The sequence below is a fragment of the Paenibacillus ehimensis NBRC 15659 genome (assembly GCF_004000785.1).
Taxonomy (GTDB): Bacteria; Bacillota; Bacilli; order Paenibacillales; family NBRC-103111; genus Paenibacillus_G; species Paenibacillus_G ehimensis.
Genome location: NZ_BILX01000044.1, coordinates 14,545 through 31,673 on the forward strand (window position 1 = coordinate 14,545; position 17,129 = coordinate 31,673).

Genomic DNA, 17,129 nt, shown 5'->3' on the forward strand with positions numbered 1-17,129 from the left:
GAGCTTCCCTCCCCGCAAAATGTACAAGTAGCATCAAGGTGCAAATCAAACGACAAGGCCGGTGGGTCACCAGCCTTGTCGAATTGGAATTTATTTTTCCGGAACTTTGATTTCGCCTTTAACGATCTTTTCTTTATATTCGTCCACTTTCTTCAGCACGTCGGCCGGCACGTTCTTCTTGGAGGTTTCCGGCAAGCCTACGCCGTCGTCTTTGAGACCGAGAACCACGTTTTTGCCGCCTTGGAATTTGCCGTCGATCACATCCATGGTCACGCGTTTTACCGCTTGGTCGACGCGCTTCACCATCGAGGTCAGCGTCACTTCGTCGCCGAATTCGAGCGACTGGTCTTTGTCCACGCCGATGACCCATACTTTTTTGCCGGCTTTGACACGGTCTTTCGCTTCGTTGAACACGCCGTTGCCCGTTGCGCCCGCCGCATGGAAAATGATGTCCGCGCCGTCGTTATAGATCGTTGCTGCCGCCGCTTTTCCAAGGTCCGGCTTGTCGAAAGCCGCCGCATAGTTGATCGTAACCTTCGCATTCGGGTTGACCGCAGCGACACCGGCCTTAAAGCCGACTTCGAAGCGCTTGACGACCGGAATCTCGAGACCGCCGACGAAGCCGACTTTGTTCGTTTTCGTCATCAGACCGGCGACGACGCCTGTCAGATATGCTCCCTCTTGCTCCGCGAACGTGACGGATTCCACGTTCGGCGCTTCCACGACGTTATCGATAATCGCAAAGTTCGATTTCGGGTTTTGGGTCGCTACCGTTTTGATCGCATCGCCCATCAGGAAGCCGATCCCCCAAGTTAGATTGTAATTATCTTTAACGTATGAATTGAGATGAGGAATGAAGTCCGCGTCGCTTTTGCTTTGCTGGTATTTCACGTTAGCGCCGGTTTCTTTCTTAACCTCGTTCAGGCCTTCCCACGCGCTTTGGTTAAACGACTTGTCGTTGACGCCGCCGATGTCGGTAACCATGCCGATGTTAAATTTTTCCCCTTTTTTACTGGCTCCCGCCGAGGTCTCCGCAGGCTTGGAGCCGCCGTTAGCCGCTTCTTGCGGTGCCGGCTTCGTTCCGCATCCGCTCAGGACGAGCGTAGCCGCGAGCATGAGGCCTGCCGTCGATTTGAACCATGTTTTCATTTGTGGTTTGCCCCTTCCATGTATCTGTATGTAAGCGTTAAAATAAGTTCTGTAGCAATCTCCATTATAAAGGGTTTATTTAACCATCGTCCATATGTTTCTGAACAAAATTTCAAAAAAAACGCAGATTTTGTTACAAATTCTGCGCTTTGTGTAAAATTCTCTCATTAGGTAAGCTACTATTGTAGATAGCCGCTGGTCCTCAGTGATATAATGAAAAGCAGCGACGAGTACAGGAGGGATGCGTTCATGATCCATTTCGGCGCGCTTCATCTGCAGGCGGTATCAGGCATCGGCATGGCGGCCATGGCGCTGCTTGCGATATTCGTTCGTGCGCGGGCAAGCCGCAAACCGCTTTCCCCGGCCAAAATTGTCATGCCGCCAGTCGGCATGAGCACCGGCTTCCTCATGTTTGCCGTACCGGCCTTCCGGCTCCCTGCGCTGTGGGCGCTGCTCGCTTTGGCTGCGGGACTGCTACTGTTTTCTTACCCGCTGATCCGCGGCACTAAACTGGAGCTTCGCGGCGGCGAAGTGTACGTCAACCGGTCCAAATCGTTTATGTTCGTGCTGCTCGGGCTTCTCGTCTTGCGCCTGGCGCTGCACAGCTATATCGAGCTATATATATCGATTCCGCAGACGGGAGCGCTCTTCTTCCTTCTCGCTTTCGGAATGATCGTTCCATGGCGGGCCGCCATGCTGCTTCAGTACCGCAGTCTGCGGCGGACAGCCGCTTAACCAGGCGACAAACCATAAGAAAAGGCAGTTCTTCACTTGCGAAGAACTGCCTTGTTTCGTTCTTACAGCCTGACGACCTGGCCTGTCGCCTGCGATTCGAACGCCGCCAAAATCACCTTCAGCGAACGCATGCCTTCTTCCCCGGAAATGCTCGGCGGGGTTTTCGTCACGATCGACTCCACGAACGCATCGATCACGCCGCTTACCGTCTGCTTCTCGTTGGTGGCGATGGCGCCTACCTTATGCCGCTCGATCGAACCGTTGCGGAGCTCCACAATAATCTGATCGTCCGGATGCGTATCGATTTTCATGATGCCGTTCTCGCACCACAGCACCGTGCTGTTGTCCCCGCCTTGGTAATAGGTCCAGCTGGCGACAAGCGTGCCGATGATGCCGCTCTTCATGCGAAGCACGCAGGCCGCGTTATCGTCAACGTCCGTTCCCGCCTTATCGAGCGTGCCGATAAAGCCGGCGACATCCGCCACCTCGTCATCGAGCAGCCAACGGATCAGGTCGGATTTATGCACGCCCAGATCGCCCATGGCGCCCATGATCGCTTCATCCTTGCGGAAAAACCAGCTTTCCCGGCCATCCACGCTCCAGCCCTCCGGTCCCGGGTGTCCGAACGAGGTACGGAACGTCAACACTTTGCCGAGAACGCCCGTGCTCAAAATTTGCTTGGCTTTCATATGGTGGGGCATCAGCCGCTGGTTATGTCCGACCATCAAATAAACGCCGTTCGCCTTGGCCGCTTCGATCATCGCCAGCGCTTCTTCTTCCGTCGCCGCCATCGGCTTTTCGACCAGTACGTGCGCTCCTGCCTTCGCTGCGGCAATCGATACCGGAGCATGCAGGGCATTCGGCGTGCACACGCTCACCGCATCGGGTTTTACCTCGCGCAGCAGCGTTTCATAATCGGTGTAAGCTTTCGCTCCGTATTGACCGGCATAATGCTCGGCTCTCTCTTTCACCGGATCGCAAAAAGCGACCAGCTCTACACGAGGATTTGCGGCGTACTCGGGAATATGACGGTGTTTGGAAATGGCGCCGCAGCCGATCACGGCCACTCTTAATTTGCTCATGGAATTCTATGCTCCTTCGGTTTATTAAATCATTTGCAAATAGTTCGTTTTTACCCACTCCAAGCTATTCGACACACTTTGCAGCGGAGGCTTCTGGCATACGTCCTGCTCGACGACGAGCCACTCGACCCCTGCATCGGATGCGGCGGCGACGACCTTAGGCAGGTCGACAACCCCTAAGCCGAGCTCAAGCGTTTTCATCTGCCCGTTGTCGTCTTTGCCGAAATCTTTCAAGTGCAGCAGCGGAAGACGGCCGGCGTATTTCGGAATATAGACAAGCGGGTCCTGTCCTGCGAACTGTACCCAGCAGACATCCATTTCGACTTGCACCGCTTCGGGAGAAGTCGTTTCGTACATCGCATCAAACACATAAGAGCTGCCCACGTTCATCTCGAATTCGAAAGCGTGATTGTGATAGGCGAAAACAAGCCCCTGCTTGCGCACTTCCGCTCCCGTTTCTTGCAGGAAAGCAAAAAGCGATTTCCAATCCTCTTCGGTACGGCGGTCTTCCTCGGCCACAAAAGGACAAATCAGATATTGTCCGCCGATCGTTTTTAAATAATCGATCTGGCCCTGCAGATCGTCCCGCAGCTGCTGCAGTCCGACATGGCTCCCAATCGCCTTAAGTCCAAGCTCCTGAAGCAAATCTCTCAGCTCTTCCTTCGCCAACCCGCCGTATCCGGCAAATTCGACGCCTTCGTAGCCGAGCTCGGCCACTTTCTTCAACGTGCCGCGGAAATCGGCGGCGGTTTCATCCCGCAAGGTGTAAAGCTGAAGCCCGATGCCCATTCTTCTCATCGTGAACACTCCCTGATCTAGGAATAGCTTGCTTATTTGCTCTCATCATACACGAGAATAGCCTAAAATGAACATAAACGATATAATCATAACATCAACAATTTTGCTATTAATTTTTGCGAATCGGAGAGACGTCCATGGAAGCGGAAGTGTTTACATGCGGTTATTCGTATCATGCGCAGCGGTTTCATACCCATTATAAAACCGGGCTGCCGCTCTATTTGTTCCGGCTGCAGACGGAAGGGGCCAGCGAGGCGGTCATCGACGGCAGAATGCACAGGCTCGGACAAGGGGATCTGCTGCTGCTGAATCCCGGAAGAACGTACGAGCTGTTCGTCGACGAATACGAAACGGCGTCCAAGGGAAGAACGATTTCCAGCGGGGATTACTATTTGATCTGCGGCGGGCGTTGGATGGACCAGTGGTGGAAACGCGGAGACAAGCCGACGCTTTCCCGAATCGACCCGGGAGAGCAGCTGCTGGCGCTGTGGCGGCACTTGATTATTGAAAAGCAGCGTCCGGCCGACAAACAGACCGGCGAGCTCACCGGCTGCTTGCTCCAGGCCCTTTGCCTGTCGCTTGAGCGCGCGGCGACGGAAAGCGCCCCGTCTTATGGACGGTCGTTTACGGCGCTTCGGATGAAACGGTTCGTGGAGGAGCATGCCACGTCGACATTCAAGGTAGAGGATGCCGCGCGTCAGGCGGGGCTCAGCGTATCCCGGGCGGTACATCTGTTCAAGGAATGCTATGGCAAGACGATGCTGGAATACGCGCTTGAAATCCGGCTGGCCGCAGCCCTCGAACGGATGAAATATACCGCCATGACACTCGAGCAAATTGCCGAGAGCTGCGGGTTCGGAGGATATTCGTATTTTCACCGGGTATTCAAGGACAAGTTCGGTATTGCGCCGGGCGCCTATCGAAGCGGCGAGCGCCGGGAATAAAAACGGGCACAAAAAAAGTCTCTCTTGTTTAGTAGAGAGACAATGCCAGCGAATCTTTTTCGTTAAACGAATGCAAAATGGCCTCGCAGCCGATCACTTCAATGCTGATTAATGTTTGGAGACATTTTTTCAGCGTCTGTCTTCCGTTTTCTACCTTTTTATCCAGCGCCATCTTTAGGAGCTTCAAAGTTTTTTTATTCAAGTTGTCGGCGAAAACGGGGATCTGTTTGTTTTGAATGGTTACAAAAACTTTCATCCTCACACCGTCCCTGTATCATATTTTTACTAGTTACTAATAGGATAAATTACGATCATTAAAATAAGCTTAAAATAATATTACAATTTGTCAACAAGTTTCTTAACCGTTTCTTAAAGTCCCGTTCGCACCTTGTTCCTCCCGTCGTTTCGGAACCGCCGCTTCCCGGAATTCGGCAAACCAAGTGAAAGGAAGTATGTTTTTCCCGATTTTTCTCATACTAATGCGGGATTGAATGTGTGATGGGATGGAGGGAGCAGGCATGCGCCGAATCACTTGGATCATTGTCTTATCGCTGATGTTGGGCCCGCTTCAAGCCAATGCCGAGCCCTCGCCGGAAACGGAGGAAATCCGCAATTTTCTTACGGAATTATACCGGGCCCGTTCGGAATTTCTCATTCGGGACGTGCCGATCGATTCCTTTTATTTCGACAAGGTGCCTACAAGCCAACAAGCCTTGGTTCTTCAAAAAAAACGGAAAGCGTATTTTCAAGCCTGGGCCGACAAAAGAGATATCCGTTTCCATGCCGCCGAAGGGACGTTAAAGATTTCTCGCATAAAGCCCGCCGGTTCGCTGGTCAAAGTATCGCTTGTGCACAGGTTGAAAGTAACTTATTCGTATGCCCAAGGCAGCGAAGCGCCGGCCGCATTCGGGCTCGGAACACGGCACGTTCTTACTTTGAAGAGAGAGAACGGGCAGCTGCGGGTGCTTAAAGAATGGTATCTTGATCCGCTTGAAATCGATTCGGACGATGTATGGCTTCACCGCTCTTCTTTCCTATGGAATCCAAAGCCGGGAACGGAAAGTCTTAAGCTCGATCCAGTGCCTAAATCACCGCGCAAGAAGCGGTACAACCGGCAGAAAGCCGTAGCGTATGCCGACAAGTACGCGGGCTCGGCTTGGGGAGCCGGGAACGATAACCGGTACAATCCGAAATACCGCGATTATACCGGCATCGGTGGCGACTGTACGAACTTCGCTTCTCAAGTTATCGGCGACCCGGACGAAGGCGGAGGACTGCCGATGACGCACGCATGGAGGTACAGCTCCGGCAATGGGAGCCGGGCATGGGTAAGCACCGACGCTTTTAAGTCGTTTCTTCTTTATTCCGGTTACGGAAAGGTCGTGGGCAGCGGTACCTTTGACCAAATCGTGCGGGGCCCTTCGGCGCCCGGCATCTGGTCCAAGGTGCAGCCTGGCGACCTGATCGCTTACATGTACAAAAACGACGTGGACCACTTTGCCGTGATCGTAGGAAAGGACGAGCGGGGGCTGCCCCTGATCAACTGCCACACGACAGACCGTTACCACGTTCCCTTCGATCTGGGCTGGGAAAATTACACCCAATATGTATTGATTCATATCGTAGATTAGACAATCATACGGCCGCCGCCCCGGACATAAGATGAAAGTGGACAACACTTTCCCGTCCGGCCGAGGTGGTGATGCGGATGACTTTGCCCCCGATGTTCAAGCAGATGGCGCTTCGGACAAGCGCAATGGTATTGGTGAAATTGCTCGGGCTGCTTCTCCGCATTCCGTTATTTCGCTATCTGGGCCCGGAAGGAGTCGGCTTATATCAGATTGCCTACTCGTTTTACGGCCTTGTCCTGACCTTGCTCACCGGTGGCATGCCTACGGCGCTGACCCTGTTCACCGCCAAAAACGCCAGGACCGGCTGGCGCATTTACCGCGACATGTCCGTGCTCTATATCGGGGTATGTACTCTGCTGTGCACAGGCTTCTTCCTGTTCACGAACGAAATTGCGCTTCGGCTTGGCAACGAGAAGCTGGAGCTCGCGATTCGCATGTTCTTGCCGGCGCTCTGGCTCGTTCCGCTGCTAAGCTTGCTTCGCGGGTATCTTCAAGGCCTGGAAGCGTTCGGGGCGATCGCCGTATCCGAAATCGTCGAGCAATCGGTCCGAGTCGGGACCATCTTGCTGCTCCTCTCGATAGGCACGAGCCTCAGCATGCCGCAAGCCTTGGGTACGGCTGCGCTGGGCGCATCAACCGGGGCCGTGTGCGCCTTCGCTTTCCTGCTTGTGATGCTGCCGCTTCGCCAGCCGCGGACTTCCGAAAGCCCCGCCTCGGAACAAGCAGAGCCGGACCGCAGTCTCCGCTTGTTCGCGCATACGACGCTTGCCTTGACGGCCACCCGGCTCATCATTCCTTTGATGGATTTTCTGGAAGCGTCCATCGTTCCTGCGCGGCTCCAGTCCTCCGGCCTTTCGCCCGGACAGGCTCTGGCCATATTCGGCGAAATGACGGGCATGGCGATGACGATCGTTTATATCCCAACCCTGATCACGTTCTCGCTCACCCATACGCTGTCTCCCAAAATTGCCGCCGATTGGCAGGCCCGGCGGCTCGACCGCTCCTTCCGGCGAATCGGCAAAGCTCTGAACCTGACGATACTATGGGGGATCAGTGCGGCGCTCTTCCTGTTTGCCTTCGCGGAGGAACTGGCGCACCTGCTGTTCGACCAAGCCAAGCTTGCGGCGGCGATCCGCTTGCTGTCGCTCTGTCCGCTGCTTGCGGGACTGCGGGAAGTGACGACGAGCGTTCTGTGGGCCGTCGGCCGGAAAAAGGAGCCGATGCGCGGCATTCTCGCCGGCATCGCCTGCTCCATGACGATGCTTTACGTATTGACGGGGATTCCCGGATGGGGCTACACCGGGATCGCGGTAGGCGTGTTGCTGTTTGAAACGATTCCGGTGCTGTGGAATCTTAACGTCCTCGGCCGCGACCTGCAGTTGTCCTTCTCCTGGAGGACGCTTGTCTTGCACGCCATCGTCCTGCTGCTTCTAACCTGCGCCGTTACGCTTTGGGGAGGCCGGCTGCTGCCTGCCGCGGGCTTCTCCGGAATGCCTCTGCAGGTGACGCTCATGCTCCTGACGTTCGCGTGCTCCGCCGGATATGTTGCGATCGTCGCGCTAATGCGGCAAAAGTAACGAACCCCAGCGCCGGAAACGACGGCAGCCTGAATCTCTTTCGGTCGCGAAAGGATTCAGGCTGCTTTGATTTAACGTGCGCCGGAGTTGATTTGCTGCTCCGTTTTCCCCTTGGTGTTTGCAGGGATAAACTTCGGGCCGGCGACCGGTTCGGAGGAGTTCTGAGCGCCGGAAGCGCCGCCGCTTGGTGTCCCCCCGCCGGCTTTGGATGCACTGCTTGCCGGAAGCGGCGGACCTTGCATCGGAAGGTCCAGCTGCACTTTTTTGACGACCGGCTCGCTGGCTTTGCCGTATTTGTTCTCCGCCTTGATCTCGATCGTATTCTCGCCGATCATCAGCACGACGGGTTCCGATATCTGACCCGTGCCGACGGGCTGCCCGTTTACGAATATTTTCGGGTTCGGATCGTAACCGCCGTCCGTCGCGCTTGCCTTCACGGTGACAACCGGCTGGGATGTTTTTTCCGGCAGCGTCTCGACCGTGAGCGTAGGCGCCGGGCGAAGAATCGCTCCCATCATCGGCGTCCAGAGCGTGGACAGCAGAATGATGATGAGCAGCAGCGGAAGCCCGAGAAGGGTTAGCCGAAAAAGTCTTCTCTTATACCGCAGTACAAACTGGATGATGCCCGGGTCCTGCTTCAGCTTGATTTCTTTAAACACGGCGGCGAACGCTTCGTTCGGCACGCCAAGCAGCAGTTCCTTGACCGGCTTGTTCTTGAACGCCTTGGCATCGTGACGGTCAAAATACCGCGTCAGCGCCGCGCGGTAGTGAACGTCAATTCCCGAGCCGCCGGAAAACCGGGAATCTCCCGCGCTCCAGATCATAAATTCGTAGATCGTATCGGTCCCCCGGGTCTGAGCGGCTACGTATTCGAGCATCCGGTCAAAGTCATACCCGGCTTCGTATCCGCCTCCGCCCCGGATTCCGGCATCCGGACGGCTGAAGGCGTAGGCGATTTTGCCGAACGTCTCCGGTCCTACCTTATCGCCGAGCGTCTTCTTCAACAGCTCCTGCGCCCGGTCCAAATCCAGCGGACCGAGCTTCTCGATGGCCGCTACGACATCGGACGGCTTGCGCCGCTCCAGCGTCAGCACCCGGTACACGGCGGTCAGCAGGTCCAGCGTCATGCGTCCGCCGCTGTTCAGGTTGTGCACAAGCTCAGGCTGCGGCGGGTCCAGCATAAACTCAAGCTGCAGCAGGTCCTCGTAGCTCAGTCCGGTCGGGGTCAGGTCCTCCAGCAATTCGAGCTGGATTTCCAGCTTGAGCTGCATGCAGAAGTCTTCGAACTGCGGCTTTCCTTCGCGCTCCGGCAGGCGGTCGAAGTAGATGTATGTATTTTTGGCCACTTCCATCCGTCTTGACTTCTCCGCCTTGAGCAGCTGCTTCAATTTTTTCAATACTTCATTGCGGAAAAAGTGCTGCAGCAGCAGATCGTCCGCGGACACCAGCCAAAACTTGATTTCGTCCAAGAACTCCTTGACCGATCCGCTCGCCGTGATGCGATAAGCCGCATACTGCTCGGCCGTCTGGGGATGCTGCTCATACAGCTGCTTCAGAACGGCCAGAAAGACCGCATTCTGCTTCCGCAGCGGGTCGATCAGCGGAACCGCGGCGCGGATATCGCCGGAAGCCGCAGATGCCGCACGCCTGATGTACAGCGCAAAGCTGGCAATCAGCAGCGTCTTGGTCCCCTCGTCGGCAAAGGCGTAATACTCCAGCAGCGGCGTAACGAATTCCGCGGTAGGCACGCTGTCCCCATCCATCAATTCCTTGCGGATCAGCTTGCCGAGCAGCTCGTTCAGCCGTTTTTTGCGTCCCATCGTTTCCGCAGTCAGATACTGCAGAATGCCCTTCACGGTACCCGCCCGATTCTGCTCGTAGAAGCTGTCCTGGCCCTGCTCGATCCGGAACAATCCGCACAGCTGGGAATACGCCGGCAAGGCCAGTGCAGCGGGACCGGCGTCCTGCAGCGCTTCCTCGCAAAAGTCGTAGAACCGCTCCAAGCCTGCCGGGTCCCCCCGGTGCTCCCAGACGTAGTCCAGATACGAATGCTCGGTGCCGGACGCGTCCACGCCATGAATCCGCTCGTTCGGCAGATCGAACAAATAATCTTTTTCCAGCTGACGGTCGGGCAGGCGGATGCTGCCTTTTTCCACGAACATAACATGATAATGCTGCTTGCCTTCCGGTTCGTTTTGGTACGTGACGAATCCGAGCTGCCGGCGCATCGCATACGGCAGGCAGCGGTACACCAGCTCCATGAGCCGTTTCGCTTCCGCGCTCGCGGCAGACACGTCCGCGTCCAACGCGACGTACACTTTCTTCTTGTTCGTGAGCGACGCCATCACGGCGTAGAGCAGCTGCAGAAACCCCGTTCGGTCCAGCCTCAGTCTGCCAAGCAGCCGGTCCGGGTCTTCCGGTTTGGCCGCGGCGTCGTAATCCAGCTCGTCCAGCTCCGGAATCGTCTTTCCGTCCTGAATATCGTAGCTGCTTCGGAAGCTCCGCAGCGCAAATAAACGTTCCGGTTCCCGCACGAAGGCCTCTTGACGCTCCTTGGGCACGACGTAATGGTGCGTGAAAAAAGCGCTCCGCTGTCCGGTAAAGTCGGCGCTGACGTAAACGGTTCGCCCGATCACAAGGTCACCGTTGTCGGCATGGAAGACGCCGAACGCTTCCGGGTACCGGCTCTCGTCCGCTTCCCCGCGAGCGAGCAGCTCCTGCGGCGCCTTGTACACGCAGTACGGATGCAGCGCCGCTTTGATAAAACCGTTGTCGAGCCCGGCGGATTTCGCTACCGTATCGAACCCTTCGTTCGTGCGGAAAATCCCTTCCCGGTCCCGGGTAAAATAGTGCTGCTGAATGTTTCGGTCCCGGCTCACGGCGCATCTCTCCTGTCGATATAGTCGAGCTGGTGAAGCAGCCAAATGAACGGCTCGTCCACCCGGGTCGGGGTAATGACGCCGGTCACCTGCCGGTTCACCGGGTTCGAGCCGAGCGCGGATACGGCGAAGTAGGCGGTATTCTGGAAATACACGTCGACCGCATCCTTGAACGGCCGGTCCACCTTCTCGATAAAACGGCGGATTTCGCCGTTAATGTTCTCAAACTCGGTCTGATCCAAATAGCCATGATGAATCACGTTGCGGAACACGTTGCTGTTCGGCTGAATATATTCGCTGTCTTCCTCTTTCAAATATTGCAGCATATCGCTCTTCGTCAGCACGATCGCCGTCGGAATGTTCGTCTTGCTGCCCTGCTGGTGGGCAATGAAGTTCTCGAACAAGCTGATGACGACCTCGCGCGGCTCGTCGTAGCGGCTCGCGAACTCGCCTTCCTCCTGACCGACGTTCAAGCGGATTTTGTCCCGGATCGTGCGGATTTGCAGCGGATCGACAAGAAATAAAATGCCCGAAGAATTTTTAATATGCGCCGCGTAAATTTCCAGATAATCGCGCTCCACCATGCCCTCGCCTGCGACATCGAAGAAGACGAGCGTGAGCGGCGCGCGCCGGTCGTCCTTGAACACGAACTGGAAAATAAACGGCTCCTGCTGCTCGTTCGGGTTCGTCGACTCCAGCATCATGCCGCGGTCGAAGATCGGCTCCAAATAATTTTGCCGGAACTTCCGGCTGATTTCGGCGCTGAGCGGCATGCAGGCCGCCCCGAAGTTCGAAGCCGTCGTCGACTGCAGCGTATGGATGAGCGACGTCATATAGACGGATTTGCCAACCTGCGACGCCCCGACGATGGAAATGATGTTGCTCGGCATTTTGCCTGCCGAAATCGGCAGCTCGTTGTGGCAGCTCGGACAGAGCCGCCGCCGCGTCGCCACGCCGTAACGGTCGATGACCGCCACCAGCACGTTTTCCGAATAGACGCGGTTCTCTTCCGGGATCGTGTGCGGCTCGATCACCGCCTCCATGTCCTGCTGCGACAGATTGAACTTGCGCCGCCAGGCGTTCAGCCGCTCGTCCTCCTGCAGCGTGAATTCGTCGTCGTTCTCCTTCGTATGCGCGGCGCGGAACACGACCTCGTCCGGCTCGAATTTATCGAAGCAGTACGGACACACGATGCTGTAATAAGGCGGACGTTCTTTTTCCACAGGCTTTTTTTCGAAAAATTGCTTGAAAAACCCCAACATGCCCAGGTCCCTCCTTTAGTCCGGAATGAGTTCGAAGCGCTCGCCATAAACCGGTCCGTCGGTAAAAAACAACCGGATATAGTCGTTTTTGCCGACCTCGATGGGCGGCAGCTCCGTGCGCCCCGGCGGAAAATCGTTCATGAACGGATAAAAGGTCCCGTCTTCCTTATTTCGCGGGGCCGCTCCTTCTTTTTTCACGTAGCACAGGGCTTCCCGGGGGACCGGAATTTCGCAGAACAGCCGGATCTGCACGGTTTTATATTTGCTGAACCAGCCGCCGCCGTATTTGATGCCGTAGCGGATTTTCGCCCGGCCTCCGCTGACGCGGGTCAGATTGTCTCCGTCCCGCTGGAGCAGCGGGGCCAGCCGGCCTTCCAGCATCACGCACGGATAAATCCGGTAAAAATGCGGCCCCGTAAAGTCGACACGGGCACGGTAGCCGGCTTTCGCCTTGTATTCCTCGCGCGTAAACAGCTTGAGCCGCTTCGGGTCCAATTCGTCCGGGGGCTGCTCGCCCCCGTCTTCGAAGCTGTCGATATAGACGTAATTGACTTCCTTCGGCCAATGCCAGGTCAGAAGACATTCGCCTTCCCTGACCTCGGAGGCCGCCTTCGTAATCCGGTACCGCTCGTCAGGTTCGTTCCATTGCATCATCTGCCAGCCTCCCGTCGTTACCGGAACCGCTTGCCGGTCCGGCTGCCGTCTCTTCCGCCGTAGCGGCTGCTTTCGCCCTCCGGACCGGCATACAGCTCACGCGGTCTGCCGCGGCGAAGACCGGCGTTCGTACCGGTGCTTTCATGAACGGCGAACAGCAAGGTCGAAAGCGACAGCACGACCGCCAAAATCAGGTCCGCCATGGCGCGAACGGCGCTCGGATAATCCGAAGGCAGGCCATATTCCAGCGTCAGACCTGCGAGCAGGCCGGCCACCGTACCGCCCAGCGCGAAGCTGCGCGCCAGGAAGCGGTTGTCGAACACGATGCCGAGCGACAGCCCCAGCAGCGCGCCGATGAACAGAATCAGCACGACGCGCAGCGCCGCGTGCCAACCGCTGCCGTGCATCTGTCCCTGCCGTTCGTTCACGAGATGGAAATGATGGTCTTTCACATAGATATTGCGGAACGCATCCGTCACCAGCTCGGCCTGCTTCACCTCTTGGAACGTTCCGCCCGTCGCTTCGGCGATCCGCTGCAGCAGCCGGCTTCCTTCCTCGTTCGGCTGCTTCATCCCGATCGTGTGAATGGCGATATTTTCCAGATTGTAAGGCTGTACCACCCGGTCGACATCCACATCGCTATAGCCGTCCGAGATAAGAATGACGGCACCTTTGCGCTGCGATTCCTTCTGCATATGATCGATCGCTTGGGTAAGCGCCTGCGCGATGTCGGTTCCTCCGGTCGGAGCGGGAGTCGCGTCAATTTGCGCCAGCACCTGGCTTTTGACGGTTTCGCTGCTGAGCTGCGTCAGCCTCTGCACCCATGTCACCGAATCGTTGAACGTCAGCACGCCGACCCGCTTGTTGCCGTCCATCTGCCCGATCAGCGACTTGACCGCCTGCAAGCTCTGCTTGCCCGGGTCGTTCTGCTTCATGCTCTCGGAGGTATCCAAAATAAGCACGTAATCTTGCGGCCGGCCCGATTTCGCCGAATCGAAATACAGCCCGTAGGCCCATTGAAACAGCGCCCCCGCCGCAAACAGAAGAAGAAGCGTGCCGGGAACGAGCAGCTTCCATCCGTCGGAGGCATAGCGAAGACGCCAATTTTTTCCGTTCAATTGCGGCGATACGATCTCCGCCAGCAGACAGCACAGCCCGACGATCAGGGCGAACACCCCGAAATATAGCCCCATCAGCACCGTTTCGTGCAGCGTGCCTTCCCATCGGCTGAGCATCATTTCCCCTGCAATAAATCCTAGAAAGCCACCCACGAGGCTGAGCCCGGTCAGCAGCGGATTCCATTTCCGACGTTTCATCGGCCTTCCTCACTTTCTACTTCAAACGTCCTCGTCCAAAAGCGAAAACATTTGATGATCTTCCCAAACCCCGTTGATTTTCACGTTTTTGCGCGCCAAGCCTTCCGGGCGGAAGCCCGCCTTCTCCAGAACGCGCAGCGAGCCCTTGTTCCGCGGCATCGCGCCCGCTTCGATCCGGTGCAGGCCGGCTTCTTTAAATGCAAACTCCACGACCAGCCGTACCGCCTCGGACGCATACCCTTTCCCGTTATGCGCTTGGTCCAAAGAGTAGCCCAGCATACATTTTTGCAGCGGACCGCGCTTCACTTCGAACAACGAGATTTCCCCGACCAGTTCATCCGTCTCCCTCAGGAAAATACCGAAAGGGTATCGTTTGTCCTGGCTCCGCTCATCTTTTCCATTGCCGATGTTCGCGAGCTGGGTTTCCAGCGTATAAAAGGCTTCGTCGCGAGCGGGGTTATACGTTTGAAAAAACTCCCGGTTGCGCACATGCAGGGCAAGCAGCGCCTCCGCATCCGCAGGTTCGAAAAAGCGGATATAAACGGGCGAGCTCTTATCGTTCATGGCCGTCATCTCTCCTTTCCGCCTCCGGTTCCTCCGGCATCGCGCGTCCGTGAAACTCGTATCCGCTGCGCACATACGTATCGTAGTACCGCCTGCCGTTCCGGTAGTACATCAGATCGGCCATGCGGAACCCGCCCATCAGATTCAGCTTCTCGACGCCGCTTTGCTTCTTCTCGTGAATGCAGCCGAGCTTGTAGGTGCGGCTGCCGTGATCGACGCTGTACGCATACTGGATCAATTCACTTTGGAAATCGCCGAAAAAATATTTTTCCTCGTACCGGTGCTTGTGCGTATAGTTGTAGACATCCAGCCGGATCGCCGCCTCGCTTTCGAGCGTTACATACAAATCGCGGTACAGCTCTTCCTTCGTCAATACCTCGCGGTTGTCGTAGCTGACCGTCACGTTCGCCCGCGCCAGCAGTTCCTGCTCGAACGGCTGATGGAACAGCGGGTGGACGAACCATTCCCGCTTCGCCGCCGCGATCAACCTGTCGATCAGCGCTTCGTCGCTTTGCGCAAGCAGCGCGGTCACGTTCCCGAGCCACCGTTCGTCAAAATAAAACTGCGGCCCCCGGCGGTTTTCCGTTTCGGCGGCGATGACTTCGACGACATGCCCGTAGTATTCGTTAATGTTGCGCCCGAGCTCGTCGTTCGTCTCCGAGATGCTGCGGCGGCTCGCATCGAGCAGCGCCGCTTCAATGTCGTGGAGCCGCTGGACATACCGCTTCATCCGGTCGTGGATCTCTTCCAGCTTCCGCTCGTAGCTCCGCAGCTCGCGGATCGTCAGCTCCAGCAGCAGCAGCTCGTATTTCAAGCCGTAGATTTGCTCGAGCATTCCGCGGGCCAGCGGCTTTACCTGGCTCTTGGGCGAAAGAAACCCCAGCAGCGAGCCTTTGGCATACCGCTGATCTTCCACCCGCTCCTCGTACAGCGCTTCGAGGTCCAGCTTGCCGTCTTCGAGCTGCCGCTCGGCCTCCTTGCGCCACTCCCGGACCATGGCGACGAGACTGGGCGTCTCCGCTCCGCGCTCCTGCTCCGAGGTCCACAGGTACACGCAGTAACACCCGTACGACGGATGATCGATTGCTTTGCGCTGCAGCGTTTGTTCAAGGCTTCCGGCCCCGTCCCGCGCCGCGAGCGCCGATTCCATGACCCGCACGGCATTCGCCTCGAAGAAAGTCCGCGCGTTCGTCCCGAATAAAGCCGTCTCCGCCTGCCGCAGAGACATCGACCGCAGCTCGTGGTGCGGCACGTTCTCATAGAGCAGGCCATACATCGCGTCGACCGGATTCGCCCGTTCGCCCGCCACGGCCCGGACGCTCGCCTCCGCCTTCCTCGGGTCCAATTCGGCGAGCTCCAGCAGCTCCGTCGGATGGATCACCGCGTTATCTCTCATCCGCTGCAGCATCCCCCGGTACAGATGATACAGCACCGTCAGGGCGATCGCCTGATTGGGCCGCGTAACTTTGGCGAACCCGGCGGAGGCGTAAATGCCGCCCGCTTCGCCCGGCGGCATCATATTTTGCTTGAACTGCTGATGGTTATATGCGCCGTGCCTCGGATCGACCTCGTCCGCGGCTTTGCGGTTCTTGAGCAGGTTCAGATGGCACACAATTTCGTAGCACCGCTGCATCCCGCCTGCGGCGAACAGTCCGCGCTCGTCTTTGTCTCCGATCATATACACCGTGTCGAACAAAGCCGCGTCCCGGTGCTCGACCGGCAGCCGGATGCCGTCGCCCGTCACCTGAAGCTCCGCGCTCAAACGGAACTCCCGCCGCTGGACCTCGTCCAGCTCGCGCATGAAGCTCACCCCGAGGGAAGCCGCGTACGCAAAATCGTCGCCCGGCTGCTGCTCCTGCAGCAGTCCGTACAAGTCGACGACGACGGAGCGGAAGCTCTCGCTGAAGATCGATTTCATCAGCACCGTCAGCTCGGGCACGAGCGCGTTGAGCGGATCGTCCACCCGCGTGACCACGGCGATATTGACCCGCTGCAGCGAGGCGTACAGCCGCCCGAACTCGGAGATGCGGCTGTTCATCTGCCGCAGGAGGACGTTCAACTCAAGCAGCTTCGTTTCGTCCTGGTAAAACTGCCTATACCACTCGGCACGCTGCGTTTTCTTGTCTCCGCTGCCGCCGCCAAGGCGCCAGCTGTAGACGTTGTCCCGCACGGCGGCTTCCTGCGAGCCGGTCTCCGTGCCGATATGTAAATAAACGACGCCGGCGCTGTTGTTCCACTTCTTCTGGTTCAGGTCGTACACCTGTTCCAGTGCCTCCGCCGCCCGGTCGCCGACGAACAGGAACACGAGGGGATGGTTGATGCTGCGAAGCTCATCCCCGCCCGTTCCCATGCTGTCCGTTTCCGCGGCGTATGCGCTCGCGAATTGCATCAATGTCTCCCGCATGATCCTGACCTCCAATCGGAGCGTGAAATTAAGCGGGGAGAACGGCAAGATATCCCCCTCCAGCCGCGCCCCCACCCCAAAAAGTGAAGCAACGCTTCGTAGCTAAATCCTATTACTTTTCGGGGACCCCGGAT

The 17,129-nt window shown here is 57.2% G+C and carries 14 protein-coding genes; 4 read left to right on the forward strand and 10 right to left on the reverse strand.

Going from position 1 to position 17,129, the window contains the following annotated elements; all coding sequences use genetic code 11:
- Nucleotides 1–90: 90 nt before the first annotated feature.
- Nucleotides 91–1,149 carry a BMP family lipoprotein gene (locus tag PEH01S_RS22035; RefSeq protein WP_025849419.1) on the reverse strand — a complete coding sequence of 353 codons (1,059 nt, stop codon included), beginning with the start codon at nt 1,147–1,149 and terminating at the stop codon, nt 91–93.
- A gap of 249 nt (nt 1,150–1,398) precedes the next feature.
- On the opposite strand from PEH01S_RS22035, the gene PEH01S_RS22040 reads away from it, so the two are divergent.
- A complete protein-coding gene (locus PEH01S_RS22040) occupies nt 1,399–1,884 on the forward strand; it encodes a CcdC family protein (protein ID WP_127488040.1) in 486 nt (161 codons plus the stop codon).
- Nucleotides 1,885–1,946: 62 nt separating this feature from the next.
- Here PEH01S_RS22040 and PEH01S_RS22045 read toward each other — a convergent pair whose 3' ends face one another.
- Both PEH01S_RS22045 and PEH01S_RS22050 read right to left on the reverse strand, forming a co-directional pair.
- Complete coding sequence (locus PEH01S_RS22045) at nt 1,947–2,966, reverse strand: Gfo/Idh/MocA family protein (protein ID WP_127488042.1); 1,020 nt, start codon at nt 2,964–2,966, stop codon at nt 1,947–1,949.
- A gap of 24 nt (nt 2,967–2,990) precedes the next feature.
- A complete protein-coding gene (locus tag PEH01S_RS22050) occupies nt 2,991–3,764 on the reverse strand; it encodes a sugar phosphate isomerase/epimerase family protein (RefSeq protein ID WP_025849416.1) in 774 nt (257 codons plus the stop codon).
- A gap of 137 nt (nt 3,765–3,901) precedes the next feature.
- Between PEH01S_RS22050 and PEH01S_RS22055 the strand changes: the two genes are divergently transcribed.
- Entirely contained in the window at nt 3,902–4,708 is an 807-nt protein-coding gene (locus PEH01S_RS22055; RefSeq protein WP_127488044.1) for an AraC family transcriptional regulator, read from the forward strand.
- Between the two features lie 28 nt (nt 4,709–4,736).
- On the opposite strand, the gene PEH01S_RS22060 is transcribed toward PEH01S_RS22055, so the two are convergent.
- Nucleotides 4,737–4,964, reverse strand: a complete 228-nt coding sequence (locus PEH01S_RS22060) for a hypothetical protein (protein WP_025849414.1) — start codon at nt 4,962–4,964, stop codon at nt 4,737–4,739.
- Nucleotides 4,965–5,226: 262 nt separating this feature from the next.
- Between PEH01S_RS22060 and PEH01S_RS22065 the strand changes: the two genes are divergently transcribed.
- Both PEH01S_RS22065 and PEH01S_RS22070 read left to right on the forward strand, forming a co-directional pair.
- Nucleotides 5,227–6,339 (forward strand): amidase domain-containing protein, encoded by a 1,113-nt coding sequence (locus PEH01S_RS22065; RefSeq protein ID WP_127488046.1) that lies wholly within the window; start codon nt 5,227–5,229, stop codon nt 6,337–6,339.
- Nucleotides 6,340–6,416: 77 nt separating this feature from the next.
- Entirely contained in the window at nt 6,417–7,916 is a 1,500-nt protein-coding gene (locus PEH01S_RS22070; protein WP_164827983.1) for an oligosaccharide flippase family protein, read from the forward strand.
- Between the two features lie 71 nt (nt 7,917–7,987).
- Here PEH01S_RS22070 and PEH01S_RS22075 read toward each other — a convergent pair whose 3' ends face one another.
- The 6 genes from PEH01S_RS22075 to PEH01S_RS22100 are packed head-to-tail and all read right to left on the reverse strand — an operon-like array spanning nt 7,988 to nt 16,995.
- Nucleotides 7,988–10,795, reverse strand: a complete 2,808-nt coding sequence (locus PEH01S_RS22075; protein WP_127488050.1) for a GAP1-N2 domain-containing protein — start codon at nt 10,793–10,795, stop codon at nt 7,988–7,990.
- The gene (locus PEH01S_RS22080) at nt 10,792–12,057 is read right to left on the reverse strand and encodes a TRAFAC clade GTPase domain-containing protein (RefSeq protein WP_127488052.1); all 1,266 of its coding nucleotides are present in this window, start codon (nt 12,055–12,057) and stop codon (nt 10,792–10,794) included. Before PEH01S_RS22080 ends, PEH01S_RS22075 begins: the two co-directional genes overlap by 4 nt.
- 15 nt (nt 12,058–12,072) lie before the next feature.
- Nucleotides 12,073–12,711 carry a hypothetical protein gene (locus tag PEH01S_RS22085; RefSeq protein WP_246063030.1) on the reverse strand — a complete coding sequence of 213 codons (639 nt, stop codon included), beginning with the start codon at nt 12,709–12,711 and terminating at the stop codon, nt 12,073–12,075.
- A 17-nt stretch (nt 12,712–12,728) separates the two neighbouring features.
- Nucleotides 12,729–14,027 (reverse strand): vWA domain-containing protein, encoded by a 1,299-nt coding sequence (locus PEH01S_RS22090; RefSeq protein ID WP_025849408.1) that lies wholly within the window; start codon nt 14,025–14,027, stop codon nt 12,729–12,731.
- A gap of 21 nt (nt 14,028–14,048) precedes the next feature.
- Nucleotides 14,049–14,591 carry a GNAT family N-acetyltransferase gene (locus PEH01S_RS22095; RefSeq protein ID WP_025849407.1) on the reverse strand — a complete coding sequence of 181 codons (543 nt, stop codon included), beginning with the start codon at nt 14,589–14,591 and terminating at the stop codon, nt 14,049–14,051.
- Nucleotides 14,581–16,995 carry a hypothetical protein gene (locus tag PEH01S_RS22100; RefSeq protein ID WP_127488054.1) on the reverse strand — a complete coding sequence of 805 codons (2,415 nt, stop codon included), beginning with the start codon at nt 16,993–16,995 and terminating at the stop codon, nt 14,581–14,583. Before PEH01S_RS22100 ends, PEH01S_RS22095 begins: the two co-directional genes overlap by 11 nt.
- Nucleotides 16,996–17,129 lie beyond the last annotated feature (134 nt).